25 protein-coding genes and 2 tRNA genes are annotated in these 25659 nt (G+C 63.2%); 17 read left to right on the top strand and 10 right to left on the bottom strand.

What is annotated here, in order from left to right; translation table 11 throughout:
• Positions 1-16 precede the first annotated feature (16 nt).
• The 9 genes from ACYVKQ_RS13970 (at position 17) to ACYVKQ_RS13930 (ending at position 3659) form a co-directional block, all read left to right on the top strand.
• A complete protein-coding gene (locus ACYVKQ_RS13970; protein WP_460675960.1) occupies positions 17-295 on the top strand; it encodes a hypothetical protein in 279 nt (92 codons plus the stop codon).
• Between the two features lie 105 nt (positions 296-400).
• Positions 401-856 (top strand): hypothetical protein, encoded by a 456-nt coding sequence (locus tag ACYVKQ_RS13965; protein WP_460675959.1) that lies wholly within the window; start codon positions 401-403, stop codon positions 854-856.
• On the top strand, positions 846-1319 hold the full coding sequence (locus tag ACYVKQ_RS13960) for a hypothetical protein (RefSeq protein ID WP_460675958.1): 474 nt from the start codon (positions 846-848) through the stop codon (positions 1317-1319). Before ACYVKQ_RS13965 ends, ACYVKQ_RS13960 begins: the two co-directional genes overlap by 11 nt.
• Positions 1316-1678: a hypothetical protein gene (locus ACYVKQ_RS13955; protein ID WP_460675957.1), complete on the top strand. Its 363-nt coding sequence runs from the start codon at positions 1316-1318 to the stop codon at positions 1676-1678. The genes ACYVKQ_RS13960 and ACYVKQ_RS13955 overlap by 4 nt, the downstream gene beginning before the upstream one ends.
• A complete protein-coding gene (locus ACYVKQ_RS13950; RefSeq protein ID WP_460675956.1) occupies positions 1675-1905 on the top strand; it encodes a hypothetical protein in 231 nt (76 codons plus the stop codon). Before ACYVKQ_RS13955 ends, ACYVKQ_RS13950 begins: the two co-directional genes overlap by 4 nt.
• Positions 1902-2540: a hypothetical protein gene (locus ACYVKQ_RS13945; RefSeq protein WP_460675955.1), complete on the top strand. Its 639-nt coding sequence runs from the start codon at positions 1902-1904 to the stop codon at positions 2538-2540. The genes ACYVKQ_RS13950 and ACYVKQ_RS13945 overlap by 4 nt, the downstream gene beginning before the upstream one ends.
• Positions 2541-2543: 3 nt before the next feature.
• A complete protein-coding gene (locus ACYVKQ_RS13940) occupies positions 2544-3029 on the top strand; it encodes a M15 family metallopeptidase (protein WP_460675954.1) in 486 nt (161 codons plus the stop codon).
• A 16-nt stretch (positions 3030-3045) separates the two neighbouring features.
• Complete coding sequence (locus ACYVKQ_RS13935; RefSeq protein ID WP_460675953.1) at positions 3046-3231, top strand: hypothetical protein; 186 nt, start codon at positions 3046-3048, stop codon at positions 3229-3231.
• Positions 3231-3659: a hypothetical protein gene (locus ACYVKQ_RS13930; RefSeq protein WP_460675952.1), complete on the top strand. Its 429-nt coding sequence runs from the start codon at positions 3231-3233 to the stop codon at positions 3657-3659. Before ACYVKQ_RS13935 ends, ACYVKQ_RS13930 begins: the two co-directional genes overlap by 1 nt.
• A 131-nt stretch (positions 3660-3790) precedes the next feature.
• Here ACYVKQ_RS13930 and ACYVKQ_RS13925 read toward each other — a convergent pair whose 3' ends face one another.
• Positions 3791-3994, bottom strand: coding sequence for a helix-turn-helix transcriptional regulator (locus ACYVKQ_RS13925; RefSeq protein WP_460675951.1), 204 nt, complete (start codon positions 3992-3994; stop codon positions 3791-3793).
• Positions 3995-4122: 128 nt separating this feature from the next.
• Between ACYVKQ_RS13925 and ACYVKQ_RS13920 the strand changes: the two genes are divergently transcribed.
• Together ACYVKQ_RS13920 and ACYVKQ_RS13915 are read left to right on the top strand one after the other, a co-directional pair.
• Positions 4123-4404, top strand: a complete 282-nt coding sequence (locus ACYVKQ_RS13920; RefSeq protein WP_460675950.1) for a hypothetical protein — start codon at positions 4123-4125, stop codon at positions 4402-4404.
• Between the two features lie 39 nt (positions 4405-4443).
• A complete protein-coding gene (locus tag ACYVKQ_RS13915) occupies positions 4444-4605 on the top strand; it encodes a hypothetical protein (protein WP_460675949.1) in 162 nt (53 codons plus the stop codon).
• On the opposite strand, the gene ACYVKQ_RS13910 is transcribed toward ACYVKQ_RS13915, so the two are convergent.
• The 4 genes from ACYVKQ_RS13910 to ACYVKQ_RS13895 all read right to left on the bottom strand — a co-directional run bounded on the left by ACYVKQ_RS13910 (position 4602) and on the right by ACYVKQ_RS13895 (position 6516).
• Positions 4602-4763 carry a hypothetical protein gene (locus ACYVKQ_RS13910; protein ID WP_460675948.1) on the bottom strand — a complete coding sequence of 54 codons (162 nt, stop codon included), beginning with the start codon at positions 4761-4763 and terminating at the stop codon, positions 4602-4604. The genes ACYVKQ_RS13915 and ACYVKQ_RS13910 overlap by 4 nt on opposite strands.
• Before the next feature lie 15 nt (positions 4764-4778).
• A complete protein-coding gene (locus ACYVKQ_RS13905; RefSeq protein WP_460675947.1) occupies positions 4779-6026 on the bottom strand; it encodes a tyrosine-type recombinase/integrase in 1248 nt (415 codons plus the stop codon).
• A gap of 265 nt (positions 6027-6291) precedes the next feature.
• Positions 6292-6376, bottom strand: a tRNA-Ser gene (locus ACYVKQ_RS13900).
• Positions 6377-6429: 53 nt separating this feature from the next.
• A tRNA-Ser gene (locus ACYVKQ_RS13895) sits at positions 6430-6516 on the bottom strand.
• 573 nt (positions 6517-7089) lie between these two features.
• Here ACYVKQ_RS13895 and ACYVKQ_RS13890 point away from each other — a divergent pair.
• A complete protein-coding gene (locus ACYVKQ_RS13890; RefSeq protein ID WP_460675946.1) occupies positions 7090-7578 on the top strand; it encodes a hypothetical protein in 489 nt (162 codons plus the stop codon).
• On the top strand, positions 7515-13982 hold the full coding sequence (locus ACYVKQ_RS13885) for a LamG-like jellyroll fold domain-containing protein (RefSeq protein ID WP_460675945.1): 6468 nt from the start codon (positions 7515-7517) through the stop codon (positions 13980-13982). Before ACYVKQ_RS13890 ends, ACYVKQ_RS13885 begins: the two co-directional genes overlap by 64 nt.
• A 90-nt stretch (positions 13983-14072) precedes the next feature.
• On the opposite strand, the gene ACYVKQ_RS13880 is transcribed toward ACYVKQ_RS13885, so the two are convergent.
• The 3 genes from ACYVKQ_RS13880 to mltG form a co-directional block, all read right to left on the bottom strand.
• Positions 14073-15047, bottom strand: a complete 975-nt coding sequence (locus tag ACYVKQ_RS13880) for a YihY/virulence factor BrkB family protein (RefSeq protein ID WP_460675944.1) — start codon at positions 15045-15047, stop codon at positions 14073-14075.
• Between the two features lie 55 nt (positions 15048-15102).
• Positions 15103-15537 (bottom strand): acyl-CoA thioesterase, encoded by a 435-nt coding sequence (locus ACYVKQ_RS13875; RefSeq protein WP_460675943.1) that lies wholly within the window; start codon positions 15535-15537, stop codon positions 15103-15105.
• A gap of 81 nt (positions 15538-15618) precedes the next feature.
• The gene (gene mltG, locus ACYVKQ_RS13870; protein ID WP_460675942.1) at positions 15619-16692 is read right to left on the bottom strand and encodes an endolytic transglycosylase MltG; all 1074 of its coding nucleotides are present in this window, start codon (positions 16690-16692) and stop codon (positions 15619-15621) included.
• Positions 16693-17013: 321 nt separating this feature from the next.
• On the opposite strand from mltG, the gene ACYVKQ_RS13865 reads away from it, so the two are divergent.
• Positions 17014-17643: an L-threonylcarbamoyladenylate synthase gene (locus ACYVKQ_RS13865; RefSeq protein WP_460675941.1), complete on the top strand. Its 630-nt coding sequence runs from the start codon at positions 17014-17016 to the stop codon at positions 17641-17643.
• A gap of 78 nt (positions 17644-17721) precedes the next feature.
• Here the strand turns inward: ACYVKQ_RS13865 and ACYVKQ_RS13860 are convergent, their stop codons facing one another.
• Both ACYVKQ_RS13860 and ACYVKQ_RS13855 read right to left on the bottom strand, forming a co-directional pair.
• Positions 17722-18642: a lysophospholipid acyltransferase family protein gene (locus ACYVKQ_RS13860; protein ID WP_460675940.1), complete on the bottom strand. Its 921-nt coding sequence runs from the start codon at positions 18640-18642 to the stop codon at positions 17722-17724.
• Complete coding sequence (locus ACYVKQ_RS13855) at positions 18639-19514, bottom strand: hypothetical protein (RefSeq protein WP_460675939.1); 876 nt, start codon at positions 19512-19514, stop codon at positions 18639-18641. Before ACYVKQ_RS13855 ends, ACYVKQ_RS13860 begins: the two co-directional genes overlap by 4 nt.
• A gap of 234 nt (positions 19515-19748) precedes the next feature.
• Here ACYVKQ_RS13855 and ACYVKQ_RS13850 point away from each other — a divergent pair, with 234 nt between their 5' ends.
• From ACYVKQ_RS13850 to ACYVKQ_RS13840, 3 genes are all read left to right on the top strand, one after another.
• Entirely contained in the window at positions 19749-20435 is a 687-nt protein-coding gene (locus ACYVKQ_RS13850; RefSeq protein ID WP_460675938.1) for a WbqC family protein, read from the top strand.
• 43 nt (positions 20436-20478) lie between these two features.
• Positions 20479-23079: an ATP-dependent Clp protease ATP-binding subunit gene (locus tag ACYVKQ_RS13845; RefSeq protein WP_460675937.1), complete on the top strand. Its 2601-nt coding sequence runs from the start codon at positions 20479-20481 to the stop codon at positions 23077-23079.
• A 795-nt stretch (positions 23080-23874) separates the two neighbouring features.
• Positions 23875-25443, top strand: coding sequence for an acyl-CoA carboxylase subunit beta (locus ACYVKQ_RS13840; RefSeq protein WP_460675936.1), 1569 nt, complete (start codon positions 23875-23877; stop codon positions 25441-25443).
• Positions 25444-25659: the final 216 nt, after the last annotated feature.

The following is a 25659-nucleotide window of genomic DNA, read 5'->3' as shown; positions in this document are numbered from 1 at the left end:
CCTACCCCCTACCTGTATGACGATTGCCGACCTGACCTACGACCGCACCACGCCCGACGCCGCCGGCCTCGTGCTGCCCGTGTCCGTCACCGCCACCGGCGAAGCCCTTGGCGAGCTGCGCTGCACGCTCGAAGGACGGCCCAACCGCAAGGTGCTGCGCTGGAAGGCCTACGAGCTGAGCGGCACTTCGGCCGGCCCCATCTGGCCGACCCGCGACGAAGCCGCCGTGGACCTGCTGCCCCTCGAAGCGCAGGAGGCCGCCCGCACCAGCCTCTCGAAAGGCACCGCCAAATAAGCCGGCAGCCGGCCCGGTGTCCTGCCGGGCCGGCCCGCCTGGTTCCGTTCCCCACCGACACCCCTACCTGCAATCCTTTCTCCACCACCATGATTGCCCGTCACCGTGTTCAAAGACCTCTGGCCCTATTTGGTTCCCTTCGTTTCGTCCATCCTCTCGCTGCTGGTGGGAGTTCGGATCGCCAACCACAACCGGGCCGCCACCGAAACGAAGGAACAGAAACAAGCCCGCGAAGCGGCTGAACGGGAGCAAGCCGCCAAGGTCAACGCCTTAGCGACCCAGGTAGAAGCGCTGCAGAAGGGCTTCGAGGAACGCAAGCGCACGGCCGACGCCGAACGCACGGCCGATAAGCTCAAGTTCGAAGGCGACCTGGCGGCCGTGGCCGGCATCCTCAAGGAGTTTGCCGAAGCCCAGCGTCTGCTGACCGGCGTTGCCACCAACGTGGCCAACCACGAGAAGCGCTTGGACCGACACGACACCGAGTTCGACAACTACCGCGAAGCCTTGGACCTGGTTCGCACCCACCTCAACCAATTCATGCTACGCCGCCATGAGCCCTAGCACGCCCGAGCCCCCGTACCGGCAAGCCCTGCGCGACGTGGCCGCCGACTTGGCGGGCCAGCGCGAGCAGCTGCTGCGCGTGCACGGCACCCTGGCGCTGCGGCTGGGGGACCAGGCCACGCCGGTGGCGCTGGACGGCATCACCTTCGCCCCGATTCCGGGCATTGCCGACATGGAATGGGCCCTGTTGCCGGCGCCGATGGGCGCCACCTACTCACACATGAACGTGCGAGCCATGGCCGGGGCGCGGTCGCCGCGCGTCTCGGTGCCGCACGCGGTGCGGGTGCACGTGCTGTGCGGCGCGCTGCTGTGGTGGCAGGCCAGCCAAGGCCACGAGGCGGGTGAGCCGGCTTACCGGCGGGTGGAGGCCGGGGCGGTGTTGGAGTTGCCCCCGCACGAGGAACATGGCTTCGTGGTGCTCACGCCCTATCTGAGCTACAATGTGTTTTCCCCGCCGCTATGATCCTGAACTGGATATTCCGCTTCATCATCCCGCATTGGGACGTGCTGATCGAGAACCCGGCCACGGGCAAGGCCAGCAGCAAGAACCTGTTCACGGTGCTCGGCTTCTACGTGGCCATCGTGCTGACGGTCTGCATCACGGTGGCCCGCATCCGGGAAGGCAAAGACCCCGATTGGACCGTGATCCTGCCCCTCACCATTCAGGCGCTGGGCCTGACCTCGGCCAAGATTGTGCAGGGCTACCTGAACCGCAAAACAGCCACCGACACCGGCCAACCGCTGGCCGAGCCCGGCACGAACCCGCCGGTGCCCATGCCGCAACCCTATAACCCTAACGCCCCTGTGGGCCCCGTGGAATGAAGAAGCTGATTGCTGAGTTGGTGAAGGCTTACCGCGGCTGGCTGTGGCGGCGCAAAAAAGCAGGGCTCCGGGATTTTCAGCAACGCGCCATGATCGGTCGCCTCATGCTGGACAGTGGGCCAGTGGTCTATACGCCTTCCCTAGTACCGGACTACATGGCGGCCTTCATCCAATCAGCCAAAGACATGCGCCGCTCTCGTGCGCGCTTAACCCGCCTGAAAGCATGACTACCCGCACCCGCAACCGAATAGTAGCCGGCTTCTTTGCCGTTGTCATCCTCGCCCTGTTCGTCATGGCCCTGGCCAGCTGCCGCACCGCCAAGCCCAACCCGCTGGAACAGGATGCCCCGCCCATCGGCGACGCCCGCACCCGGCACACGCCCGACGTGGGCACGGCGCCTCACCAAGTGGATAGCTCCCCTCAAAATATGGATAGCTCCGCCCGAAAAGAGGAAAGCCCAAAGCTCCCCCTGCTGCAACGCCTGTTCGGCGCCGGCAAAACCAAGTACAAGAACACCACCGTGCAGTACGTGGTGGGCGACCACAACAAGCTGCAATCCGCCTCCGACGTGAAAAACAAGGACGGGGCATTCAGTTGGGAGGGCGCTGCCGCCAACGCGGGCAAGGGCGCCAACCAAGCCACCGACAGCTCGACGCTTACCAGCACCGGCACCGGCAACGCGGCCACCGTGCAGGGCGACGGGAACAAGCTGGAGCAAACCGCTACCACCCAGGAAGCGGCCGACTGGAAAGCCACCCTCGCCAAGCCCGTGGGCATCGTGGCGGGCCTCGCCGCAGCGGGTGGGCTGGTGTACCTACTCATCCTGTGGCGCCGGAAACGGGCCGCGCAAAACCTAGCCTGAGCCATGCCCGACATCAACCAACTTCACCCGCTGCTGCACAAGGCCTACACGGAAGCCAAGGCCGAGTACATGCGGGATTACCCGCACCAGCCCCGGCCCATCCTGACGAGCACGCACCGCAGCAAGGCCGAGCAGAACGCGCTGTACGCCCAAGGACGCGAACCGCTGGCCACCATCAACCAGCTGCGCAAGATTGCCGGGCTGCGGCCCATCGGCGCCGTGGAAGCCCGGCGCAAGGTCACCAACGCCCGCGGCGGGCAGAGCGCGCACAACTACCTGCCGGCTATGGCGTTCGACGTGGCTTTCACCAAGGACGACGGCAAAAGCCTCATCTGGGACCATATCCACTTCCACCGTTTCGCCCCCTACGTGACCAAGCATGTGGGCATCCGGTGGGGTGGCGACTGGGACGGAGACGGCAAAAGCTCAGACGAGAAGTTTATTGACCTCCCCCACTACGAAGTCCGTGGCTGGGCGCAGAAAATGTAACCTCAACCCTCTCCCGATGAACCCCTCCAAGCTCTCTGTAGCCACCTTCCTGGCGGTCCTAGCCGCCGAAATCATCCTGTTCTGGTTGCTCGACCTGCCCGAAGGCACGCCCCGTTTCGTGGCGGCCGGCGTGGTGGTCGTCTCCGCGGTGGGCATGTACTGGTGGGCGCGCCGCAAGCCCAACCTGAACGGGCGCAAGTAATGCCGGCCGCCTCCCTCCCCGCCGTTCTGCTGCTGGCCGCCCTGGTACTGGCCGGGGTGTGCGCCGGCTCCGACGCAGACGAAATCCGCCGCAACGAAGACGTGAGCCACCAATGGGGCAGCCGGCAACGGTTGGCCGCCTTGGGCGCTATCGTGTTCGTTGCGTTCTGGCCGCTCCCGCTCGATGGGTGGCAGCCCGTGCAGGTGCTGCTGGCCTTCGCCATGATGTGCTGCGCGTTCGGGTTCTGGTTCGACCTGCTCCTGAACCGCCGCCGGGGCCTGCCGTGGCACTACGTGGGCACCGACCCGCAGACGGCCGGCACCGACCAATGGGTGCGCGCCCGCCGGATTCCCGGCCGGGTGTACCAGCTCGGCAAGGCCGCCGGGGCCCTGGTGCTGTGCGGGCTGCTGACGTGGTGGCTGCGATGAAAGCCAAGCGCAGCACCCGTCCCCGCTTCATGCCGCAGCACGTGCGCCGCGGCTAACGACCCTCCCCCTTGGGGGCGCAGCTCCATCCTCGACTAAGCGCGGCACGCGGTAGGGGGTGGGGCTGTTGGCGTTTAGGAGACTTTTCGGAGCTTGTCTAGCTCGTGCCGCAGGTACATGAACAGCCAGATTTCGGCATCCCCTATGCCGTTGGCTTCTAAGGTTAAGCAAAAGGCGGCTGTCATAGGCCGACGCCCGGAGAGAACTTCTGAGAGTTGAGTAGGGGCAATCTGAGCCACACGGGCTAGCTCTTTCTGGGTAAGCTTAGCCGCCTTCATAGCGGCCCTAATGAGGGGGCCAGGATGCTGGTATATCATTCGCGAATATAGTGAATAAATACGGCATAAATTCATTGAATATGTGAATAAATGCTTTACTTTTGCTAAGTAACTAAGTCACTATGGTCATGCCTGAAACGCCTAACCGCACCCTTGCCTTCGAAATAGATTTTGACTTTGAAGGCGACCAAGCCTATTTATCCAGAGAAGACGATGTGGAAGAGCTTTATGCCCACCTGCGCGCTGTGGTGGCAGGTTCATTCGCGGCCATGGGCACACTGCCTGTTGCTGGCGACATAATTCGGCATGTGGAATCGGCGTGGGAGCATATACACATCACCCAAAGGGAATTTATATACAATTCAGAAGGCCGTATAACCCTAGTGTATACTATCCGGCAGCCTGAATAACAGCCAGTCGCCTATCTTGCCCCTCCTACCCTATTCTATATGAGCCACTATAACCCCGGCGGCTGGTCCGCCACGAAGCTAAAAGTATACGCGGTGCTGCTGGCCTTGGCCGTGGCCGGGGTCGCCCTGGGCCAGTGGATGGGCTGGATTGACATCGACCAGCGGCCGGCTCAGAACAGGCCGGTGGAGCAGCTGCGCTAGCTGCGCGCCCGCCACGGCTCACTGCTGCAGTTGCGCACGAAGGTGGCCACTGAGCCGTCTGCCAGGGTAATCTGTTTGTACACCCCGTTGCCGCAGTAGTTGTAGGTAGCGAGGGAAGCCAGGGCTTCGGCAATGGAGGCGGGGGCGGTGCGGGTCATGGGGCAAAGGTAGGGCTACGAAGCCAGCAACTGCAGCTGCTCACTGAACTCGGCCAAGAACGGGCGCCGGGCTTCCTGCACGCCGAAGACTTCCCCGCCGTACACCTTGGCCATTTCGTTGGTCACCGTGTCGCTGAGCACGCGGGCGTAGTACTTCTCCGTCACGCTGACGGAGCGGTGGCCGAGCACCCGGCTCACGATGGTCAGGCTTACGCCGTCCTGCAGCAGGATCATGCCCGCCGTCTTGCGCCCGACGTGCGTCGTCAGGTGCTTCTGCCAGCCGAAGAGGTAGGCAATCTGTTTCAGCGTGCGGTTGTAGTACTGGTTGCTGGGCACCGGCAGCCGGTCCCCGCCGTACTTGGCCAGCAACTGCAGCGCGGGTCGGCTCATCGGCATCATGGCCCGGCTGTCCGACTTCTGCCGGTCAATCAGCATCATGATTGAGCCGTCCGCTTTGGGGGCCAAGTGTTCGGCCCCGCGGAAGTTGAACATGTCGCGCCACGCCAGCCCGGTAAAGCACTGAAACAGGAACACGTCGGCCACCCGGCGCATGGAGAGGTTTTCGAAATTGTAGAACCAGAGCTTGACCAATTCGCCCGGCGTCAGAAAGATCGGCGCGTCGGGCTGGTCGTAGCGAAACTGAAAGCCCTGCAGCGGGTTCACGTCAATGAACTCCTGCCGCACGCACCACGCCAGCACCGATTTGAGTGTCTGCGTCACCTTCAACGCATAATTCTTTTTCCGCCCGCCCGCCCGCAACCACTGCACAAACTGTTCGGCCCGGCCCTGGGTGAACTCGGCCGGCCGCAACTCCGTCAGCTTGCCGTCCTCCAACCACTGCTCCAGCAGGTTCAGCCGCACCCGGTCGGCTTCGGCCGAAGCGGGGCTCAGCTGCCCGGCCGTGACCAGTTCGCGGCGCTGGGCCGCGTAGTCGCTGAACACCTGCAGAAGCGTAGCCCGGCGGGCCTGCGGCTTCTGGTACTGCAGCACGACCCGTTCGGGCGTGATGTACACGCCCTCCCGCCCGAGCGTGTTGTAGGCTTCCTGCAGGCCCGCCCGAATCTGTTCCAGTTGCCGGTTGTCGGCGCGCACTTGATCGGAGCGCCCTTTGAGCTGCTGCCGGGTGGCGTCCCAATCGGCTTTGTGGCAGCGCACGGTGGTGGCAAACTCGCAGCGGGCCTTATCGACCGTGACGCGGGCCATGATGGTGCCCGGTCGGCTCAAGGCCCGCGTGTTCTTGCGAAACCATAACAGGATGGTCATGTAGTGGCGGTAGAGCATCGTTGCAGTAGGTAGGACGGTGGGGCGTGTTGCCTAATGGTATTAGCATTAGCAGCGTCCTATTTACTACAAATCTTAGCAATGGGTGACGAATGGGATCGTGTGTAACCGCAAGTAATTCCGCGCCACCGGCTGCGCCACCGCGACTACATCAGGTACTACGGGGCTATAAAGCGGGTTTTCAGGGCGTTGGGAAACAAAAAGCCCTGCCGGGGGATTCCGGCAGGGCTGCTGACAACGAGGTTTGCAGAGGAGGAGGGATTCGAACCCCCGGAGGTTTAACCCTCAACGGTTTTCAAGACCGCCGCAATCGACCACTCTGCCACTCCTCTGGCTGGTACTCACAAAAAAAGGCTTTTTCGGCGACCCGGAAAAGCCTTTTTTGCAGAGAGGGGGGGATTCGAACCCCCGATACCCTTGCAGGTATAACGGATTTCGAATCCGTCGCATTCGACCACTCTGCCACCTCTCTGTAGCCCAAATCGAGTGGTTTGGGACGGCAAAACTACTAGGTGGTGTCAGCCCGTGCAAGGCTTAGAAGCACAAATTTTCTTTTCCCTGCCGCGAAACCTCTCACCCGCTTGGCTTTCAGGCGAATATTTTTCGGACGCCGGCCCCAGCGCAGCCGCTCGAAAAGCGCCCGTCCGGCGGCTGCGCGCCCCCGGCGGCACGCTAGGCAACTGCGCTAGGGCCGTAGGCGGCCACCCCCCAGGACGGACTACACCGCGGCCGACCCTGCCCCCGATCCTTGTTGGCCACCTCTTCAAGCTACCAGGCGACCCGGCCGCTAAAAAGGCCTTGGCTCAATGGAAACCGCGCTTGTACGTAACTACATATAAATGGTTATGGCAACTTCGTAAAATCCAGTCATATTCCTCTTAACTTGCAAAAGCATATCCGTGGGGGCCCCAACCGGCCGATTGCTTGGCGATGTGCACCACCCGGCTTGCCGTGACCTTCCAACCCCGTGGCTTACCGCCACCGCGGGCTGGTTGTGCCCATTCCGGCCTTGCCCCAACCTGATTTTCCATCCCTTTCCCTTTCTATGAATCACTTTTACCCGAAACGACGGCTGCCGTCGTTCTTTTTCTGGTGTGGCTGGCTTGTGACCAGCGTCCTGCTGAGCGCGGCCCCGGCCTGGGCACAGCGGGAATGCGGCACGCCCACGCCCACCGAGTGGCGGGCTCAGCTAACGCCCGCCCAGCGGATGGTATACGACCAGGTCACCGCCCGCGCGGAGCAGGCTGCCCGCGGCGGCGCTACCGCCAGCCGCACGGCGGCCACGGGCGTCATCACCATCCCGGTGGTGGTGCACGTGGTGTACAACACCGCCGCCCAAAACATCTCCGACGCCCAGATTCAGTCGCAGATCGACGTCCTGAACAAGGACTTCACGCGCACCAACGCCGACGCCGGCAACACCCCGGCGGTATTTCAGGGCGTGGCCTCTACTTTGAAATCCGCTTTCAGATGGCCACGCGCGACCCCAACGGCAACGCGACCACCGGCATCGTGCGCAAAGCTACTTCGGTGACCTACTTTGAGCGCGGCAGCGGCACGGCCGACCCCAACGGTTACTACGTCAAGCAAAACAGCCAGGGCGGCAGCGACGCGTGGAACACCAGCCAGTACCTCAACATGTGGGTCTGCAACTTCGGGGGGGCCAGCGCCAATTTACTGGGTTACGGCACCTTCCCCGGTGGCAACGCGGCCTACGACGGCGTTGTGATGGGCTACAAGTATTTCGGTGTGAACCCCGCTACCGGCGGAGCTTTTGGCTACGGCCGCACCGCCACCCATGAGGTGGGCCACTGGCTGAACCTCTACCACATCTGGGGCGACGACGGCACGGCCTGCACCGGCACCGACAACGTAGCCGACACGCCCAACCAGGCCGACGAAAACTACGGCTGCCCGACCTTTGGGGCGGCGTCCACCGTTTCGTGCTCCAACGGGCCGAACGGCGACATGTTCATGAACTACATGGACTACACCGACGACCAGTGCATGAACATGTTCTCGGCCGGGCAGAAAACCCGCGCCCGCGTGCTGTTCGACACCGGTGGGCCGCGGGCCAGCCTGCTCACCTCCCCCGCCCTGGGGGCGCCCTGCCCCTGCCCCAGCCTTACCGGCCTCAGCCCGTTGCGTAACGCGCTGGGCGTGGCTTCGGCCAGCAACCTGACGCTGACCTTTTCGCAGGCCATCAGCAATGCTTCCGCCTCCAACGCGGGCATTCGCGTGTTCAGCAGCCAGTACAAAGGCCTGCGCACGCTCAACGGCACCTTTACGGGCGGCGGCAGCAGCACCGTGACTTTTAACCCGGCCGTGGATTTTCGGCCCGGGGAAGTCGTGAGCGTGACGGCCAGCAGCGCCATCACCGGCACGAGCGGCGCGGTTACACCGGCCGGTCACGTGTACCAGTTCACGGTGGCCTCGGGCCGGGCTTCCGGGGCCTTCACGGCCGCGGCTGACGTCGCGGTAGGGACTTCGCCCTACGGCGTGGCCACGGCCGACGTCAACAACGACGGTAACCTAGACCTATTGGCCGCCAATCTGAATAGCAGTACCGTGAGCGTACGGCTGGGCAATGGTTTGGGCGCCTTCAGTAACGGCACCGACGTAACGGTCGGCTCCAGCCCGCGGGGACTGACGATAGCCGACGTCAACAACGACGGCAACCCCGACTTGCTAACGGCCAATTACACGCCCAGCAACGTGAGCGTGCGCCTGGGCAACGGCACGGGCGGCTTTACCTCGCCCGCGACGCCCGAAGTGGCGGTGCTGGCGGGCCCCATGGCCGTAGCGGCCGCCGACATCAACGGCGACGGCAACCTGGATTTTCTGGCAACCAACTACAACAACCCTGGCTACGTGAACGTGCAGCTGGGCGACGGTACCGGCGGCTTCACGTCGGCCGGCACCGCCCTGGCCGCCGCTGGGCCGCAGGGGCTAACCCTGGCCGACCTGAACAACGACGGCGAAATGGACTTGGTCACGGCAAATACGTCGGCGGGCGGCAACAACATCAGCATCCGCCTGGGCAACGGTGCGGGCACCTTCACCGCCCCGACCACCGGCGAATACGCCATGGGCACCAATCCCTACCGCGTAGTGGCCGCTGACGTCAACGGCGACGGCAACCTGGACGTGCTGGTGGCCAACGCGGGCTCCAACAACGTAAGCCTGCGCCTCGGCGACGGTACCGGTGCCCTGGGCGTCCTCTCGAACGTGGCCGTGGGCTCTACCCCTTACGGCTTAGCAGTGGCCGACCTCAACGGTGACGGCAAACTTGACCTGCTGGCTACCACGTACGCCACCGCGGGGGCCGCGCCGGTTCGCCTGGGCAACGGCGACGGCACTTTTAGCACCGCTACCACGCTGGACGTGACGGGCCTGGGCAGCCGCCCTCGCGCCGTGGCCGTGGCCGACCTGAACAACGACGGCGCCGCGGATATGGTGACGGCCAACGAATCGGGCAACAGCCTGAGCGTGCGCCTGGGCGTTCCGGCTCCCGTCCTCAGCAGCTTTACGCCCGCCAACGGGACGGCGGGCACGGTGGTAACCATCACGGGCAACTACTTCACCAGCGCCACGGCCGTGGCCTTCAACGGCACGGCCGCCGCTTCCTTTGTTGTCAACTCCGCCACCTCCATCACGGCCACGGTAGCGGCCGGCACGACGACGGGGCCGATTTCGGTGACCACGCCCAGCGGCACGGGCACTTCGGCCACCAGCTTCTTGGTGAACATGACGCCTCCGGGCAACGCCCTGGCGTTCGACGGCAGCGACGACTACGTCAGCGCCCCAACGGCGCCGACCTTCGGCACGGGCAACTTTGCCATTGAAGCCTGGGTGCGCACGCAGGGCGCCAGCAACACGAACTACGTGGCCGTGGGCAGCGTAGGTGGCGGCCAGGATTACTGGCTGGGCATGAGCAACGGCCGCGGCGCCATCTCGGTGTCGGGCGGCACGGCGTGTACCGGCACCACCCTGATCAACGACAACCGCTGGCACCACCTGGCCGGCGTGCGCAACGGGTCGCAGCTGACCATCTACGTCGATGGCGTGGCGGAAAACACGACCACCAACAGCCTCTCGGCCAGCCCCAGTGCCGCACTGGGCATTGGCTACTTTGCCGGCAGCGGCGGTTACCACTGGCCCGGTTCCATCGACGAGGTCCGGGTATGGAACGTGGCCCGCACCCCAGCGCAGGTAAACACCGACCGCCTGACCATTGCCACCCTGCCGCAGACCGGCCTGGTGCGGTACTACAACTTTGACCAGGGCACGGCCGGCGGCACCAACGCGGGCCAGAATACGCTTCTGGACCAAACCAGCAGCGCCTTCAACGGCACGCTGGCGGGCTTTGGCCTGAGCGGCCCCTCCTCTAACTGGGTGGAAAGCTACGCCATGGCCGTACCCGCGGCCACGGCGGCCACGGCCCTCAGCAGTTCGGGGTTCACGGCCAACTGGACGGCTCCCGCGGTGGGCACGGTAACCAACTACCTGCTGGACGTATCGACCTCCGCCACGTTTGCTTCGGCCATTATTGGCTCGCCCTTTACGGTGGCGGCGGGAACCACCTCGCGCAGTGTCACCGGCCTGACGGCCGGCACTACCTACTACTACCGCGTGCGGGCCGATAAAACTTCAGTAGCCGGCCAAGGCACTCCCTCCAACTCGCAGAGCGCCGCGGTGCCCTGCCCGGTGCAGGCCGTGGCCCAGAACGTGTCCACGGCGCTGGGGGCCAACGGCACGGCGACGATAACGGCCGCCGCCGTCAACAACGGCAGCACGGCCAACTGCGGGCCGGCTGCCGCGGCGGCGCTGAGCTTGTCGCAGACCAGCTTCGGCTGCGCCGACCTAACGCCGGCCAACGTGACCAGCACCCTGAGCTTCGATGGCACGAATGACTTCATCGCCATTGGCAGCAGCAGCCCCGTGCCGGTAGGCAACAGCACGTACACCATTGAGGCCTGGATCAAGCCCACGCAGATGGGCGCCTACGGCATCATCGGCTGGGGCAACTACAACACTACCAACCAAGTGAATGCCCTGCGCCTCTCGCCGACGGGCATTATCAACTACTGGTGGGACAACGACCTAACCGTTGGCACCACCGACTTGTCGGGTGCTTGGCACCACGTAGCCGCCACCTTCGACGGCACCACGCGCAAGCTCTACCTTGACGGCGTGCTAATCGGCCAGGATACGCCCGCGGGCCACGCCGTGCCCAACGCTAACAACCTGCGCATCGGCTCGACCAATAACGCCGAGTACTTCCCCGGCCAGATCGACGAGGTGCGCGTGTGGAACCGGGCCCGCACGGCCACGGAATTGAACCACTACAAGGGCGTGGGCCTGCGCGGCACCGAAACCGGCCTGGTTGCTTACCTGCGCCTCAACGAAGGCAGCGGCAGCACGACGGCCGACGCTACCGGCAACGCCGCCAACCTGGGCACGCTCACCAACGCCCCGACGTGGGCAGCTGCCGGCGCGCCGGTGGTCAATGGTACGCTGGTAATGCTGACCGTAACCGACGTGGCCGGCAACACCAGCACGGCTCCGGCCGTGGTGACGGTGCAGGACAACACGGCTCCGGTGGCCCTGGCACGGAACGTAACCGTCACGCTGGGAGCCAACGGCACGGCCACCCTGACCGGGGCGCAACTCAGCAACGGCAGCAGCGACAACTGCGGCGTGGCCACGCTCGCCGCGTCGCCCAGCTCGTTTACCTGCGCCAACGTCAGCCCCAGCGCGGGCCCGGCCAACCGCTACGCCCTCGACTTCGACGGCACCAACGACCGGGTGGATCTGGGCGCCAGCATCCTTACGGGTGGCTCGTACACCAAGGAAGCCTGGGTGTACGCCCGCGCCAACAACTGCCGCAACATTCTTTCGGCCAACAACCAGCAGCAGCTGTGGGTGCCGGGCGCCCTGAACGCCGGCCACCAGACGTCTTACTCCACCGTGGTAGATCCGGGGGGCAGCTTTCCGCTCAACACCTGGGTGCACGTAGCCGTTAGCTACGACGCCGCCACCTCGACCATGCGCCTGTACCGCAACGGCGCGCTGGTGGCTTCCAACACCGCCGCGCCTACCTACGCCAGCGCCATCCTCTCCATCGGGGCTCACGGCACCACGGGCGGCTGCAACTGGGACGGCCGCATCGACGAGGTTCGCATCTGGAACACGGTGCGCACGGCCGCCGAAATTCAGGCTACCAAAGACGTGACCCTGACGGGCGCAGAAACCGGCCTTCAGGCTTACTACACGTTTGAGGACGGACCCAACGCCAGCACGCTCACCGACGTGACGGGCCACGGCTACCACGGCACGCTCGTGAACATGAGCGCCACCACGGCTTGGGTGACGGCCGCCGCGCCCGCCACCGGCGGCACCCTGGTCACGCTAACCGCCACCGATGCCGCCGGCAACGTGAGCACGGCCACGGCTACCGTAACCGTTTCGATGCCCGTGACGCCCACCACCACCTGGAGCGGCGACGCCAGCACCGCGTGGACCGAGTGCGGCAACTGGAGCTACGGCAAGGTGCCCGACGCCACCACCCACGTGGTCATTCCGGCCGGCATGAGCCGCTACCCGAACCTGACGGCCGGTACGTGGGTTATGGGCAATCTAACCGTAGCCAGCGGCGCGTCCCTTACCCTGGGCAGCGCGGCGGCGCTGGAGGTCCACGGCGACTGGACCAACAACGGCACCGCCAGCCTGGCCGGTGCTGTTGCCTTCCGTGGCAGCGCGGCCCAGGCCCTGGGCGGGAGCAGCCCGAGTTCCTTTGCTACGTTGGTGGTCAACAAGACCGGCGGCAGCACGCTCACGCTGCAGCGCCCCACCTCGGTTACCGGCACGCTCACCATGACCAGCGGCCTGCTGGCCACCGGCGCCTACAGCCTGACGACTACCGGCGCCACGCTCACGGAAACGAGCAGCAGCTACGTGCTGGGCAACGTGGTGAGCACGGCGACGATGAGTTCCGCCGGCACGCGCTACGCCTTCGGCAACCTGGGCGTGGCCCTGACGCCCGGCGGCTTCACCCTGCCCGGTGCCACCACCGTGCGCCGCGTGACGGGCACGGCCCTGGCCGGCAACACCAGCAGCAGCAGCGTGCGGCGCTACTACGAAGTAACGCCCGCCACCAACGCGGGTCTGAACGTAGCGCTGGAATTCGCCTATTTCGATACCGAGCTCAACGGGCTGAACGAAAGCCTGCTGGGCTTGTTCCGCTCTTCCGCCGGCACCAGCGGCCCCTGGCAGCACGTGCCCGCCAGCAGCCGCAACGCCACGGCCAACACGCTCACGGCCACGGGCCTGACGCAGCTCGGCGTGTTCGCGCTGGGCAGTTCGGCCAACCCGCTGCCGGTGGAGCTGGTGGCCTTTTCGGCCGAGCGCCGGGGCGAAGGCGCGCTGCTGCGCTGGACCACGGCCCAGGAAACGGACAACGCCTACTTCGAGGTGGAAGCCTCCGTCGACGGGCAAGCCTTTCGCCCCCTGGGCCGGGTGGCCGGCCACGGCTCTTCGAGCGTGCGCCACGACTACCAGTTCACCGACGCGCAACTGCGACGCCACGGCGTCCCGCTCGTGTACTACCGCCTCCGCCAAGTCGACCTGGACGGCGACGAGCACCTCTCGCCGGTGCGCACGCTGCAGCTGGAAGCCGGCAGCGAGTTGCTCGTGACGGCCTTCCCGAACCCCTCGCAGGGCGCGGTTACACTCCGGGTGCAGCTGCCGCAAGCCAGCGCCACTCAACTGCTGCTGCGCGACGCGTTGGGCCGTCTGCTGCTCACCCAGGCGCTAACGTTGCACGCGGGCACCACGGAGCTGCCCCTGCCCGCGCTGGCCCGCCTGCCCCGGGGCGTGTACTTCCTCACGGTGCAGACGCCCGCCCAGCAACGGGTGATTCAGCTCACACGCGAATAAGTTGAGTCAGGCAACCCCAACAAAAAAGGCGACCCGCTGGGGTCGCCTTTTTTGTTGGGATTAGGCCAGCAGGCGTAACGCAAGCAGGGCTTACCGAGGCTGAGGAAGGGGCTCGGCGGCCGCCGCGGCGCGGGCTTTGCCGCGGCCGGTCACGGCATCCACGCTCACGTTCACCTCGAAGCCCAGAATCAGCGTCATGCACACGAAATCTAGCCAGACCATGAACCCTACTAGCGTGCCAATGGAGCCGTAAAAGTGGTTGTAGCTGTCGAATATCTTGATGTAGAGCACGAACAGAAACGACACGAGCAGGATGAGAATGGTGGCCACCACGGCGCCGGCCGAGAGGAAAGGCCACCGGTCCTGCACGGCGGGTACGTAGTAATAAATCATGCACGTCACGAACAGGAACAGCCCGAGCACCGAGCCGTAGCGCAGCACGGTAATCAGCAGCTCGGTAAGTCGCTCGGGCACGATTTCGTAGTACACCAGCGCGTCGATGATGTAGGTGCCGAAAAACAGACCCGCTATGGCCACCAGCAGCGCCATCGACAACACGACGGTGAGCACCGTGGCAATGACGCGCTTGCGCAGGTAGGAGCGCCGCTTGAAGATGCTGTGCTTTTTGTCGAAGGCGTCGAGCAAGGCCATGATGCCGTTGGAGCTGAGCACCAAGGCCGTGGCAAAACCAAAGGAGAGCAGGCCGCCGTGCGGAATGTTGACGATGTCCTCGATGGTGTCGCGGGTGGCCGCGTACATTTCCTTGGGCATGATGTCGCCCAGAAACTGCAGGATGTCGATGTTCAGGCCCGGCACCGGGATGTACGGAATGAGCGTGAACAGGAAGATGATGGTGGGAAACACGGCCACCGTGAAGTTGAAGGCCATGTAAGAGCTGCGCTTGGTGAGCGAGTCGAAGCGCAGCTCGTAGAGCACGCGGTCCACCACGTCGTAGGCCGAGGCCCCGCCGCGCAGCCGAAAGCCGCCCAGCCACGAGATGAAGCGGCGGTAGGTGCGGCGGCGGCGCAGCACCAGGGCTTTGCGGTAGCGGTCGGGCAGGTCCATCGGGCAATGAACAATGAAGAATGATCAGTGAACAATGCGCGGCCGGCGCAAGTGCCTACTCGGCCGTGACGGCGGAGCTGTCGGCGAAGTACGGCCGGATGCTGTCGAGCACGTGGCCGGGAATGGCGGTGGGCCGGCCGGTCTGCCCGTTCACAAATACCATGAGCGTGGAGCCCTCAGTGAGCAGCTCGTCGGCCTCGTTGTAAATCTCGTACTCAAACAGCACCCGGGAGCCCTGCGGCATTTCGCGCAGCAGCATGCGCACGCGCAGCAAATCGTCGTAGCGGGCGGGGCGCTTAAACTTGATGCGCAGCTCCCCGACCGGCATGCCCACGCCCTCGGCTTCCATTTCCTTGTAGCTGATGCCGAGCTGACGAAAGGCTTCGGTGCGGGCCACTTCGAAGTACGCGGCAAAGTTGCCGTGGTACACGTAGCCCATCTGGTCGGTTTCGGCGTAGCGGACGCGGATGTGAACGTCGGAAGAGTACATGCGTTGTTCGTTGTTCGTTTTTAGTTTTTCGTTGTGGTTTAGCTTTCCGGTGTCAGTGCCAAACAACGAAAAACCCAAAGGTTACTTCATGATACCGCTCCGCGTCAGGGCGGCCTGGTAGCGGCGGGCGTTCAGGATATGCTCCCGCTCGGTGGTGGCGAAGGCGTGGTAGCCGCTGAAGTCTTCGCGGGCACAGAAGTAGTAGTAGTTGTGCTGCTCGGGGTTGAGCACCGCGTCGATGCTGGCGATGCTGGGCAGGTTGATGGGACCGGGCGGCAGGCCGGCGTATTTGTAGGTGTTGTAGGGCGAATCTTTCTGCAGATGCACGTTCAGCACCCGGCGAATGCCGAAGTCGCCGTTGGCGTACACCACCGTGGGGTCGGCCTGCAGCTTCTGGCCGCGTTTGAGGCGGTTCAGGTACACGCCGGCCACGCGGGGCCGCTCGTCGGCGTGCTGCTGCTGCTCGGCCTCCACGATGCTGGCCAGGGTGCTTACTTCGGTCCGGCTCAGGCCCAGGGCCTTGGCCTTGGCGTCGCGGCCGGGCGTCCAGAACTTCTCGTACTCCTGCTTCAGGCGGCTCATCACCTTCTGCGGGGCCGTGGTGTAGTACAGCTCGTAGGTGTTCGGGATAAACATGGTGAGCAGCGCCGTGGTGTCTTTGAAGCCCAGCGAGGCGGCGTAGGCGTTGCTGCGCAGCAGGGAATCAAACTCCTGGGGCCGGGCGGCAAAGCTCTGGCTGAGTTTCTGGGCCAGGTCGCGGCGCAAGCGGATGTTCTGAAAGGTGAGCTTGAGCGGCGACTGGTTGCCGGCGCGCAAATCCCGGATCAGCTGGCGGTTGGTGTAGCCGTCCTTCAACTCGTAGCGGCCGGGCTTCACCAGCTGGTCGTACTTCATGAGCTTGGCCACGAAGTGAAACGACAGCTTATCGATGATGACGCCCGAGCTGTCAATGTTGGCCATTACCGCCTTGTATGTCTGCCCGGGGCGAATCACCACGTAGCTGGGGCGGCCGTTGGTTTCCACGTTGGGCGTGAAGAAAATCTGGTAGGCGTAGTACGAAAACGTAATCAGCAGAATGCCGAAAATGCCCAGCGGATAGGCAAATCGGTTGCGGCGGCGGGTGGCCCGGGCGCGGTACTCGGCGGGAGTTGGCATTGAGGGAAGGCGTTGCAAAAACCGGAGCCCGGGTTCCGCGCAGCGGCGACGGAGCCTGGGCTCCGGCAAAAGTACGGCCTTTGCCCTCGTTCTCCGCGCCGGGGGCTCCGTCCTGCCAACGTCGGGGCGGCAGCCACCGCCGCCAGGAGCCTGTAGCTCGGCGGCGGTTTGGCAGGCTTACCGGGCGCCGCATGGGCCGGCGCCAGCGGTAGTTGCTGAGGCCGAGCGCGTAAAAAAGGCAACTCGGCCGCTGGCTTGCGCGTCATAGAGGGATTGTGTAACTAAGCCGCCCTTCTTCCACATTCAGCCCGACGCTTTGCCATGGCCGCTACCCTGCTGCGCATTCACCCCGATAACCCGCCCCAGAACAAGATTCAGCAGGCCGTAGAGGTACTGCGCCGTGGTGGCATCATCATCTACCCCACCGACACGATTTACGGCCTCGGCTGCGACATCACCAACCAGCGCGCCGTGGAAAAGCTTTGCCGCATCCGCGGGCTGAAGCCCGAAAAGGCCAATCTGTCGTTTATCTGCTCCGATCTTTCCCACATCAGCGACTACGCCCACGGCATTACCACGCCGGTGTACAAGCTGCTGAAAAAAGCCCTGCCGGGTCCGTTTACGTTCATCTTCGAGGCCAGCGCCAAAGCGCCGAAATACGGCGGCGTGAAGCGCAAAACCGTGGGCATCCGGGTGCCGGACAACCCGATCAGCCTGGCGCTGGTGCAGGAGCTCGGCAACCCCATCGTCTCCACCTCCATTCACGACGACGACACCATCATCGAGTACAGCACCGACCCGGAGCTGATTTACGAGAAGTACCGCCCGCTGGTGGATATGGTCATCGACGGCGGCTACGGCAACAACGAGCCCAGCACCGTCATCGATTGCACCACGGAGGACTTCGAAGTCATCCGTCAGGGTGCCGGCGACATCGAGCAGTACCTCTAAGCGGTGAAATAGTGAGGTGGTGGGTTGGCGAGTATTGTTCAATTATACTGAACGTCCTCTCACCAACTCACCACCTCACTATTTCACCGCTTCCCCTCTTTGGTGTTTCCACCGGCGGTGCGACCAGAGGTATTCGGTCGGGCGGGCGCGGATGTCGCGTTCCACGCGCCGGGCAAACGCCTCCGTGATGACGTGCTGGTCTTTGGCCACCGGCGCCTGCCCGTCGTGCAGCTCCTCCACGATGATTTCGTAGTAGCCGCGCCGCTGGCGCTGGATGTTCACGTAGAGCACCGGGCAGCCAAACTGGGCCGCCAGCTTGTCGGCCCCGGTGTAGAAGGCCGTATCCTGGTGCAGAAAAGTGGTCCAATAGGTCTGTTCCGGGCCTCCCGGGCTCTGGTCCGATAGCATGGAGAGGCTGCGCGGCTGCCCACGCAGGCGTAGCATGTCCCGTAGCGTTTCGCGCATGGGAATAAGCCGCGCCCCGGTGTGCGTGCGCAGCTGCCGCATGAAGTGCTCGAAGAAAGGATTGTGCAGCGGCTTGTATATGCCGTCGGCTTTGCCCGGAAACGCCACTGCCCCGGCCGGCAGGATCCACTCCCAGTTGCCAATGTGCGAGCCCAGCGCCAGCACCGTGCGCCCGGCCTCGAAGTGGCAGGTAAACAGCTCGGCGTTACGAATACGTACCCGCCGGGTCATTTCGGCCGGCGTGATGGCCGCCAGCTTGAGTATTTCCACGATGACGTCGGCGAAGTGCCGGTAGAAACCGTTGCCAAGCCGGCGGATTTCCGCCTCGGAGCGCTCCGGAAACGAGCGGCGCAGGTTGTCCAGCACTACGCGGCGGCGGTAGCGCAGCCCGAAACGCATGAGTAGGTAAAAGCCGTCGGCTACGCGGTGTAGCACGGGCAGCGGCAGATGCGCCAGGCCCAGCAGCAGCCACTGCAGCGGACGATAGTACCAGGGAAACGGGGAGGGAACGGACGGTTTGGCGGGGGCACTCATCGGGGCAAAGATGCACCCGCCGGCGCGTACTCATCCTTGGTCCGGTTCAGCTGGGCCTTTTGCGAGGCCAGCACTTTGCCCGCTGCCGTGCGCACTTCCACCGTCAGGGTATACAGTCCGGCCGGCAGCGGCCCGAGCGGAAATTCCCCGGCCACCGGCGTCGGGCGTCCGGCCTTGGCCTGCGCGATGCTGGCGTCGGCATCGGCCGCCGCGCCTTCCGCCGACTCCAGGTGGTAGCGCAGCTTCAGGGCCTGACCCACCGGCGCGTTGTACAGCTCCAGGTAGAAATACAGCTGCTCGGCGCCGCGGCCGTAGTTGCCGGCGGGCGTGCGTACCAAAGAGTAGCCGCCGCGGGTGAAGTTGTTTTGCTCGGTCGTTTTGCCGGCGGCCTTGGCCAGAAATACGATGTCGCTGATAGCCGGAGCCGTCTCGCTGAAGTCCAGCGCCAGCGGCTGCTCTACCTTAAAAGGAGCGGCCGACCTGCGGTACATGTCGCGCAGCTCGGCCCGCACGGTGTACTGCCCGGGGCGCAGCGTCAGGCGCCGCAGAAAGCTCTGCGGATTTTTGATGTCCAGCGTGGTGTCGCTGATAACGGGCGGCTTGAGGGTGATGGTCTCGGCGTGCACCGGCTTGCCGTCGGCCGTCAGTACCTGCAGCACCACCGTCGCCCCGGCTTGGTAAGTGTCGCGGGTGCGCTTGATATAGGTCAGCCCGTTGCCCAAGGCCGTCACGTACACCTCCACTTCGTAGGTATTGCCGGCGGCCAGGGGCCGAAAACGGGCCACATCGAGCAGCAGAGAGGGCGAAGCGGCAGTGGCCGACCACGCGGTCAGCAGCAGGAGCAGCAGCGAAAACAACGGGCGCAGGGGCATAAGCAGGAAGGAAACAGCTGAAGCGGAAGGTAACGCCGCTACAACGCAAAAACGCCGCCGAAGTGCCCGCCGCCGGCAATACTTCGGCCGCTGATGGGCGCAGCCGCGCCGATTTCGGGTCTGTGGCTTCGGCTTCCGCGGTATCGGGGCCCGTTTTTTCGTATCACATTTGCGGCTTCCCGCCGGGCTCCTGCTTCGCCGTGAGCCAGCTTTCCGACTGCCAACCCTGCCACAATGTCTACCGTCCTGTTTGAGCTGCCGTACTGCCCGCCGGCCGCGTTTTTTGCCGAGCTTCTGACGGCCGACGCGCTGGTGCTGGAGCGGCACGAGCACTACCGCAAGCAAACCTACCGCAACCGCTGTCTTGTGCTGACGGCCCAGGGCGTGCAGCCCCTGACCGTCCCGGTCATCGATGGCAACCGCTCCGAGAAAGTACCCATCGACGCGCTGGAAATCGATTACCGTCAGCACTGGGTCCACCGTCACTGGCGCACGCTGCAGACAGCGTACGGCAACAGCTCTTTTTTTGAGTGCTACGCCGACTATTTCCACGACGTTTACGTAAGTAAACCTCCCCGGCTCTTTGATCTGAACCTTGCCTTGCTGCGCCTGATTCTGCGCTGCCTGCGCCTCCCTCTACCCGTGGAGTTTACCACCGAGTGGCACGCTAGCTACCCGGCCGAACGCGTGCTGGACCGGCGGGATTGGCTGACGCCCAAAGCCCTGCCTGACACGCCGTCAGGTGCCGGGCTGCGCGGGAGCTACCGGCAGTGCTTTGGTGCGGAGTTTGTACCCGGCCTGAGCGTGCTGGACCTGCTTTTCGCAGCGGGTCCGGCGGCCGGTTCCTACCTCGTACCAGCCCCCCTTACCGGCGGCGAACCTTCTGCCCCAAGAGCCGGTTTAAGTATTGATGTCCGGTAATGTTGCGTTTGCGCGTATCCGGATTCTTTCTCACCTTATCTGCATGGAAGCGAAATTCTCAAATAGAGTCAAGGAGGTTATCTCCCTGAGTCGAGAGGAAGCCATTCGACTTGGCCACGACTATATAGGCACCGAGCACCTGTTGCTGGGCATGATCCGGGAGGGCGAGGGCACGGCCATTGCGCTTCTGAAAAAGCTCGGCGTATCCGTTGAGGAGCTGAAATACGCTCTCGAACAAGCCACGCGTAACACTGCCACCCAAGGTATCAGTATAACGGGTAGCATCCCGCTGACGAAGCAGACGGAAAAGGTCCTGAAGATTACGTATCTCGAAGCCAAAATCTTCAAGAGCGAAATCATCGGCACCGAACACCTGCTGCTCTCGATTCTGCGTGATGAAGACAACATTTCCTCCCAAATCCTGAGCAAGTTCAACGTGAACTACGAATCCGTACGCGACTCGCTGGATTACCACGGAACCGGTAACACCAGCCAAAACCCCACCTCGGGCCCCTCGGACACCGACGACGACGACAACGACAAACTGTTTGGCTCGTCGAAGGGCGCCGGCTCTTCCACCGCGAAGAAGCCCGGGGAAAAGTCGCGCACGCCCGTGCTCGACAACTTCGGCCGTGACCTCACCAAGCTCGCGGAGGACGACAAGCTCGACCCCATCGTGGGCCGCGAAAAGGAAATTGAGCGCGTAGCCCAGATCCTCTCGCGCCGCAAAAAGAACAACCCCATTCTCATTGGTGAGCCCGGCGTAGGTAAAACGGCCATTGCCGAAGGCCTCGCCCTGCGCATCGTGCAGAAAAAGGTGTCGCGCGTGCTCTTCAACAAGCGCGTGGTGACGCTGGACCTAGCCTCGCTGGTGGCCGGCACCAAGTACCGCGGCCAGTTTGAGGAGCGCATGAAGGCCGTGATGAACGAGCTGGAGAAGTCGCCCGACGTGATTCTGTTCATCGACGAGCTGCACACCATCGTGGGCGCCGGCGGTGCCAGCGGTTCGCTCGACGCTTCGAATATGTTCAAGCCGGCTTTGGCCCGCGGCGAAATCCAATGCATCGGTGCTACCACGCTCGATGAGTATCGCCAGTACATCGAGAAGGACGGCGCCCTGGCCCGTCGTTTCCAGATGGTAATGGTGGACCCGACCACGCCGGAGGAAACCATCGAGATTCTGCACAACATCAAGGACAAGTATCAGGACCACCACCACGTGGTGTACACCGATAAGGCCATTGAGGCGTGCGTGAAGCTCTCGGACCGCTACATGTCGGACCGCTTCCTACCGGACAAGGCCATCGACATTCTGGACGAGGCCGGTGCCCGCGTGCACATCAACAACATCGTGGTGCCCGAAGACATCTTGAAGCTCGAGGAAAGCATCGAGAACATCAAGGTGGAGAAGAACCGCGTGGTGAAGTCGCAGAAGTACGAAGAGGCCGCTCAGCTCCGCGACAAGGAGAAGAAGCTCATCGAACAGCTCGATACCGCGAAGCGCAATTGGGAGGAAGAAACCAAGAAGAAGCGCTACACCGTGAAGGAGGAAAACGTGGCCGAGGTAATCGCCATGATGACCGGCATTCCGGTGAGCCGCGTGGCCCAGAACGAAAGCACCAAGCTGCTGAGCATGGGCGAGGAGCTGAAGGGTAAGGTAATCGGCCAGGACAAGGCCATTGCCCAGCTCGTGAAGGCTATCCAGCGCACCCGCGTGGGCCTGAAAGACCCGAAGAAGCCCATCGGCTCGTTCGTGTTCCTCGGCCCGACGGGCGTAGGTAAGACGGAGCTGGCTAAGGTGCTGGCTACCTACCTCTTCGACAAGGAAGATTCGCTCGTGCGCATCGACATGTCGGAGTACATGGAGAAGTTTAGCGTATCGCGCCTGGTGGGCGCGCCTCCCGGCTACGTGGGCTACGAAGAGGGCGGCCAGTTGACGGAGAAGATCCGCCGCAAGCCGTACTCGGTGATTCTGCTCGACGAAATCGAAAAGGCGCACCCGGACGTGTACAACCTGCTGCTGCAGGTGCTCGACGACGGTATCCTCACGGATGGCCTCGGCCGCAAGGTGGACTTCCGCAACACCATCATCATCATGACCTCGAACATCGGGGCGCGTGATCTGGCCGACTTCGGCGTGGGCATCGGCTTCGGCACGAAGGCCCGCACGGAGAACGTGGACGAGATGATGAAGGGCACCATTGCCAGCGCGCTGCGCAAGACCTTCGCACCTGAGTTCCTGAACCGCCTGGACGACGTTATCGTGTTCAACGGCCTGCAGAAGGAGGATATCTTCAAGATCATCGACATCTCCCTCTCCAAGCTGCGCCAGCGCGTACAGGCCCTGGGCTACCGCATCGAGTTGACCGAAGCCGCGAAGACTTTCGTGGCCGAGAAGGGCTACGATCCGAAGTACGGCGCGCGTCCGCTGAACCGGGCCATCCAGAAGTACATCGAAGACCCGATTGCGGAGGAAATCCTGAAGGCTCAGCTGACTCAGGGCGACGTTATCGAAGCCGACTTCGAGGAAGGCAAGGAGGAATTGACCTTCAGCTCGCGCAAGAGCGACGAGGCTTCTACCCTCGCCAGCGACGAGCGGCCGGCCGAAACGCCGGAGTCGCCGGAAGGCAAGACGGGCGAATAAGTAGCCTGGAGTAAATGAAGAATGGCCGGTTCCCGCGAGGGAGCCGGCCGTTTTTTGTATTAAAGCAATCCGCCCAAATAAGTACTGCTAGCTTTACTCACAAAAGCAGGTGCCATATGCAAGAATCCAACAGTATGAAAACGCAACATGTACTAGTGCTCTTTTCGATTCCACTGGTGCTAAGCATCGGCAGCTGTATTAAGAATTCGACTCAATCAGAATACGATTTTTCTCTAAATGTTGCGGATACTAATCCTATGGTTGGACCGGAGTCCAGTTTCATTGTAGAAACAAGAAATGGCGAAGGTGATGTGTGCGCTGACTTGTACGCTTGCTCCCGTTTTGACACACTTTGGAATAGCAAAGATGCGCTGCCTAGGTTTCGCCGCGTTCCATTAGATACTCTCCATTTTAGTCTTACTCAAGTTCAAACAGATTCAGTTTATCGACTAGCTCGACAAGTGTTTGAGTTACCAACTAGTATATCTGCGCACGACTCTAGTTTGCCTCCACCTATGCATGATTTATGATAATTATTTGAGTGTTTCATTCAGGCCTTATTCCTACTGGGGACCCAAATTCACTTGCGAGAATAACAAGGCAGCATACAGATTGCAACAATATCTGACGCAACTGAAACATCGTCTTCCGTTAAAGAATAAATAGCCTTTGTAACAAGAGGCTGAACAGTATCAGCCAAACCCCACCTTCAAAACCTCATTCGGCTATCTTGTCCCCACAACTTACCTTTGGCCTCCTTTCCCAACTGACCTTTCGCATCCCCTCTCCCACCCTATGTCCGATCCGCACGCCGACCCGACGCTGAGCAAACTCGAAGTACTGGAACAGAAAAACGCCGAGGCCCTGCTGGGCGGCGGCCAGGCCCGCATCGATGCCCAACACAAGAAGGGCAAGCTGACGGCCCGCGAACGGCTGGACCTCTTGATGGACCCTGGCTCCTTCGAGGAAATCGGCAAGTTTGTAATGCACCGCTCCAAGGACTTCGGTCTCGATAAGGAATACTACCTCGGCGACGGCGTGGTGACGGGCTACGGCACGATTAACGGCCGGCTGGTGTACGTTTTCTCCCAGGATTTCACGGTGCTGGGCGGCTCGCTGAGCGAGACGCACGCCGAGAAAATCGTGAAGATCATGGACCTGGCCATGAAGAACGGCGCCCCGGTTATCGGCCTGAACGACTCGGGCGGGGCCCGCATTCAGGAGGGCGTAGTGAGCTTGGGCGGTTATGCCGACATCTTCTACAAGAATACCCTGGCCTCGGGCGTGGTGCCGCAGATTTCGGCCATCATGGGGCCGTGCGCGGGCGGCGCGGTGTACTCGCCGGCCATTACCGACTTCATCCTGATGGTGGAAAACACGAGCTACATGTTCGTGACCGGCCCGAACGTGGTGAAGACGGTAACCCACGAAACGGTGACCAGCGAGGAGCTGGGCGGCGCCAGCACCCACAGCAGCAAAAGCGGCGTGACGCACTTCACGGCGCCCAACGAGGTGGCCATCATTCAGCAGCTCAAGCAGCTGCTGAGCTACATGCCGCAGAACTGCGAGGACTCTGCCCCGGTGTACCCCTACGAGACCCAGGGCGACGAACTGCGCCCCGAGCTGGATAGCATCATCCCTGAAAACCCCAACCAGCCCTACGACATCCGCGAGGTCATCAGCGGCATCATCGACCAGGACTCGTTCATGGAGGTGCACCAGAACTTCGCCGAGAACATCGTGGTGGGTTTTGCGCGGCTGGGCGGGCGTAGCATCGGCATCGTGGGCAACCAGCCGGCGGTGCTGGCCGGCGTGCTCGACATCAACGCCTCGACCAAGGCGGCCCGCTTCGTGCGCTTCTGCGACTCGTTCAACATTCCGCTGCTGGTACTGGAAGACGTGCCCGGCTTTTTGCCCGGCACCGACCAGGAGTGGCGCGGCATCATCACCAACGGCGCCAAGCTGCTCTACGCCTTCTGCGAAGCCACCGTGCCGCGCATCACCGTCATTACCCGCAAAGCCTACGGCGGCGCCTACGACGTGATGAACAGCAAGCACATCGGGGCGGATATGAACTACGCCTGGCCCACGGCCGAAATTGCGGTAATGGGGGCCAAGGGCGCGGCCGAAATCATCTTCAAGCGCGAAATAGCCGCCGCCGACGACCCCGAAGCCAAGCTGCAGGAAAAGGTCGACGAGTACCAGCGCAAGTTTGCCACACCCTACCGGGCGGCCCACCGCGGCTTCGTGGACGAGGTCATCGTGCCTTCGCAGACGCGCCAGAAACTGATCCGTGCTTTCAAGATGCTGGAAAACAAGGTGGACCAACTGCCGCGCAAAAAGCACGGGAATATTCCGCTGTAATTGTTAAAATTGGAAGCCGGAAGCGGTGCCGTTTGCGAAAATGGCACCGCTTCTTTGTCCCTAGCCCACTGACAGGAACGACGCGCACCTGCGCTGTTGCCGGCGCCGCTGTCACTCCTTTCGGTTTGCCGGGCGCGCATTGCGCCTGTTGGGCTGCCCTGTAACCGGCAGCGCCGGGCTCCGTTCATAACTTCCTGCTCACTCACTCTACCATGC

It is taken from the genome of Hymenobacter coalescens, assembly GCF_054783195.1.
The sequence above is the reverse complement of the archived record's forward strand: the minus strand, read 5'-3'. Positions and strand labels throughout refer to the sequence as shown.

What these genes read in the sequence shown, in the direction of transcription:
- ACYVKQ_RS13970 (WP_460675960.1), top strand. Translation starts at nt 17, where the DNA reads ATGACGATTGCCGACCTGACCTACGACCGCACCACGCCCGACGCCGCC.
- ACYVKQ_RS13960 (WP_460675958.1), top strand. Translation starts at nt 846, where the DNA reads ATGAGCCCTAGCACGCCCGAGCCCCCGTACCGGCAAGCCCTGCGCGAC.
- ACYVKQ_RS13955 (WP_460675957.1), top strand. Translation starts at nt 1,316, where the DNA reads ATGATCCTGAACTGGATATTCCGCTTCATCATCCCGCATTGGGACGTG.
- ACYVKQ_RS13950 (WP_460675956.1), top strand. Translation starts at nt 1,675, where the DNA reads ATGAAGAAGCTGATTGCTGAGTTGGTGAAGGCTTACCGCGGCTGGCTG.
- ACYVKQ_RS13945 (WP_460675955.1), top strand. Translation starts at nt 1,902, where the DNA reads ATGACTACCCGCACCCGCAACCGAATAGTAGCCGGCTTCTTTGCCGTT.
- ACYVKQ_RS13940 (WP_460675954.1), top strand. Translation starts at nt 2,544, where the DNA reads ATGCCCGACATCAACCAACTTCACCCGCTGCTGCACAAGGCCTACACG.
- ACYVKQ_RS13935 (WP_460675953.1), top strand. Translation starts at nt 3,046, where the DNA reads ATGAACCCCTCCAAGCTCTCTGTAGCCACCTTCCTGGCGGTCCTAGCC.
- ACYVKQ_RS13930 (WP_460675952.1), top strand. Translation starts at nt 3,231, where the DNA reads ATGCCGGCCGCCTCCCTCCCCGCCGTTCTGCTGCTGGCCGCCCTGGTA.
- ACYVKQ_RS13925 (WP_460675951.1), bottom strand. Translation starts at nt 3,994, where the DNA reads ATGAAGGCGGCTAAGCTTACCCAGAAAGAGCTAGCCCGTGTGGCTCAG.
- ACYVKQ_RS13920 (WP_460675950.1), top strand. Translation starts at nt 4,123, where the DNA reads ATGCCTGAAACGCCTAACCGCACCCTTGCCTTCGAAATAGATTTTGAC.
- ACYVKQ_RS13915 (WP_460675949.1), top strand. Translation starts at nt 4,444, where the DNA reads ATGAGCCACTATAACCCCGGCGGCTGGTCCGCCACGAAGCTAAAAGTA.
- ACYVKQ_RS13910 (WP_460675948.1), bottom strand. Translation starts at nt 4,763, where the DNA reads ATGACCCGCACCGCCCCCGCCTCCATTGCCGAAGCCCTGGCTTCCCTC.
- ACYVKQ_RS13905 (WP_460675947.1), bottom strand. Translation starts at nt 6,026, where the DNA reads ATGACCATCCTGTTATGGTTTCGCAAGAACACGCGGGCCTTGAGCCGA.
- ACYVKQ_RS13890 (WP_460675946.1), top strand. Translation starts at nt 7,090, where the DNA reads ATGAATCACTTTTACCCGAAACGACGGCTGCCGTCGTTCTTTTTCTGG.
- ACYVKQ_RS13885 (WP_460675945.1), top strand. Translation starts at nt 7,515, where the DNA reads ATGGCCACGCGCGACCCCAACGGCAACGCGACCACCGGCATCGTGCGC.
- ACYVKQ_RS13880 (WP_460675944.1), bottom strand. Translation starts at nt 15,047, where the DNA reads ATGGACCTGCCCGACCGCTACCGCAAAGCCCTGGTGCTGCGCCGCCGC.
- ACYVKQ_RS13875 (WP_460675943.1), bottom strand. Translation starts at nt 15,537, where the DNA reads ATGTACTCTTCCGACGTTCACATCCGCGTCCGCTACGCCGAAACCGAC.
- mltG (WP_460675942.1), bottom strand. Translation starts at nt 16,692, where the DNA reads ATGCCAACTCCCGCCGAGTACCGCGCCCGGGCCACCCGCCGCCGCAAC.
- ACYVKQ_RS13865 (WP_460675941.1), top strand. Translation starts at nt 17,014, where the DNA reads ATGGCCGCTACCCTGCTGCGCATTCACCCCGATAACCCGCCCCAGAAC.
- ACYVKQ_RS13860 (WP_460675940.1), bottom strand. Translation starts at nt 18,642, where the DNA reads ATGAGTGCCCCCGCCAAACCGTCCGTTCCCTCCCCGTTTCCCTGGTAC.
- ACYVKQ_RS13855 (WP_460675939.1), bottom strand. Translation starts at nt 19,514, where the DNA reads ATGCCCCTGCGCCCGTTGTTTTCGCTGCTGCTCCTGCTGCTGACCGCG.
- ACYVKQ_RS13850 (WP_460675938.1), top strand. Translation starts at nt 19,749, where the DNA reads ATGTCTACCGTCCTGTTTGAGCTGCCGTACTGCCCGCCGGCCGCGTTT.
- ACYVKQ_RS13845 (WP_460675937.1), top strand. Translation starts at nt 20,479, where the DNA reads ATGGAAGCGAAATTCTCAAATAGAGTCAAGGAGGTTATCTCCCTGAGT.
- ACYVKQ_RS13840 (WP_460675936.1), top strand. Translation starts at nt 23,875, where the DNA reads ATGTCCGATCCGCACGCCGACCCGACGCTGAGCAAACTCGAAGTACTG.